This window comes from Desulfobulbus elongatus DSM 2908 (assembly GCF_000621145.1).
In the GTDB taxonomy this organism is placed as follows: Bacteria; Desulfobacterota; Desulfobulbia; order Desulfobulbales; family Desulfobulbaceae; genus Desulfobulbus; species Desulfobulbus elongatus.
The window spans coordinates 1-1,936 of the sequence record NZ_JHZB01000084.1 but is presented as its reverse complement, the minus strand read 5'-3'; the positions used below and the strand labels follow the sequence as shown (position 1 = coordinate 1,936).

Sequence of the window (1,936 nt, the reverse complement as noted above, 5' to 3'; positions counted from 1 at the left end):
ACATGGCTGAGCTCCTTTGTGTTGTCGGGTTTCGTCACCAGACAACATCGCTCATGTCATGTCACTTTTCCACAACTCCTGCCAACTCCAGGTACACGTTTGCCGGATGAACCATATTTCCCCTCACATCCTTTATACCACTGTATAAACGCATCTTCCGGCAAGGGGCGGGAAATCAAAAAACCTTGCGCCATGTCACAGCCAATGTTGCCAAGCAGCTCGTAGATCTCTTTCGTTTCCACGCCTTCGGCGACAACTTTCATCCCTAGGCTATGCGCCATGCTCACAGCTGCTTCCACAATGGATATGGCTTGTCTTTCGTTGTGCAATCTACGGATAAATGACTGATCCACCTTAATGATTGAAACAGGAAGCCGATGCAGGTATTGAAGCGAGGAGTATCCCGTACCGAAATCATCTATGGCTATAAGAATATTTAATTGATTCAGTTTGTTGAGTTCCGAAATAGCGTGATCGGCATCCATCATGAGAGCACTTTCCGTCACTTCAATTTCCAATTCGTTGCCACTTACATTATATTGATCAAGAAAACGCGCCACCAAATCTGCAAAACCGGGTTGTGAAAGATTTCTCGTAGAAATATTTACAGCCACAGGCAGCGACATATTCTGCCGGCGCATCTTATTGATCACCGTCATTGCCCGTCGTAAAATAAATTCTGTAATAGACTGAATCAATGTACTTTCTTCTGCTCGTGTTATAAATGCACCAGGAGGGATATTTCCTCGCTGGGGGTGATTCCACCGTAACAATGCTTCAGCACCATGAACAGTGTTTGTAGATATATTTATTTTTGGTTGATAATAGAGAGAAAGTTGATTTTGTCGGACAGCTTCTTCCAGCTCGCCTAAAAGTTCCAGGTTCTTTTCAGCAATAATTACAAGATCAGGTTGATACACGGCGCTGTCTTTCCCTTTCTGTCGAGCTGTGGCTAAGGCTACTTCTGCTTGTTTTAGATAGTCTTCGGGCGAATGAGCCCTTTCACACATTTGTACAGTTCCCATTCTTGTATCAATATGAAGCGTTACACCTCTATAGGAAATAGCCTGCCGAGAAGTATCGAATGAAGTTTTCTGGAACTGTTTGTCATAAAATTTATTATAATTTATCAACAATGCTATCAGGGTTGTTTCAGTTTGATATATGTTTTTACAAATATTTGTAGATTGTATGCGATCAACTAGCTGTCTTATGGCCTCGTCTATTACTTCAGGCCCAAATGTACTTTTTAATTCAGAGGAATTTTCAAGGGATATAATTGATAAACCTTGTAATTCTGATCCATTATTATCGATTATTACCTCTGATATTTTTTTTAATAAAGCTCTCCTGTTTGGAAGCTCAGTAAACGCATCATGTAAAGTAATCCATCTTAATTGATAGATATATTGCTTCGCAATTGTGCTCGCTATCCCACTAAAGGTACCCGCAAGGATAAAGAAACCTGTACGATATATCCAGTTGACAGCTGATTGCTGTTCTCCTGTTATTATATCAACTGGCATCAATGGGCCTAATGCAAAACCACCGATAAGCGCAATTAACGCCCCACCTTTGATCCCATAAATTGACCCTGACAGAAGAATAGGAATATACATTGAATGCAAATAAACGTACTTGCTTCCACCAGTTACGTAGACAAGAAAGTAAATCAATCCAACGAAAATAATCAAACCGAAAACTACGATTGTATTAGTCGATCGGTGCTGCTCATATGTCCAATCCATGTATCGTTCCAACCAAACCAACCAAAAGAATGTTGGTATTTTTTCCATTGGTTTCTTCCTTTACTGATAGAGAATTCAATAATGAAAATTTTGATAATTTCCCTTAGGTAAACCCCCGGTTTTGCCGGGGGACTCACAAAGTTTGACGGATCCTGCAAAATAAAGAAGCCTCCGATCTCGTGGACCGC

1 protein-coding gene is annotated in these 1,936 nt (G+C 40.8%); it reads right to left on the bottom strand.

The genetic code is table 11. From position 1 onward, the window contains the following. Positions 1 to 56: 56 nt before the first annotated feature. Positions 57 to 1,796, bottom strand: coding sequence for a putative bifunctional diguanylate cyclase/phosphodiesterase (locus Q362_RS23245; RefSeq protein WP_084312988.1), 1,740 nt, complete (start codon positions 1,794 to 1,796; stop codon positions 57 to 59). Between the last annotated feature and the right edge of the window lie 140 nt (positions 1,797 to 1,936).

What these genes read in the sequence shown, in the direction of transcription:
- Q362_RS23245 (WP_084312988.1), bottom strand. Translation starts at nt 1,796, where the DNA reads ATGGAAAAAATACCAACATTCTTTTGGTTGGTTTGGTTGGAACGATAC.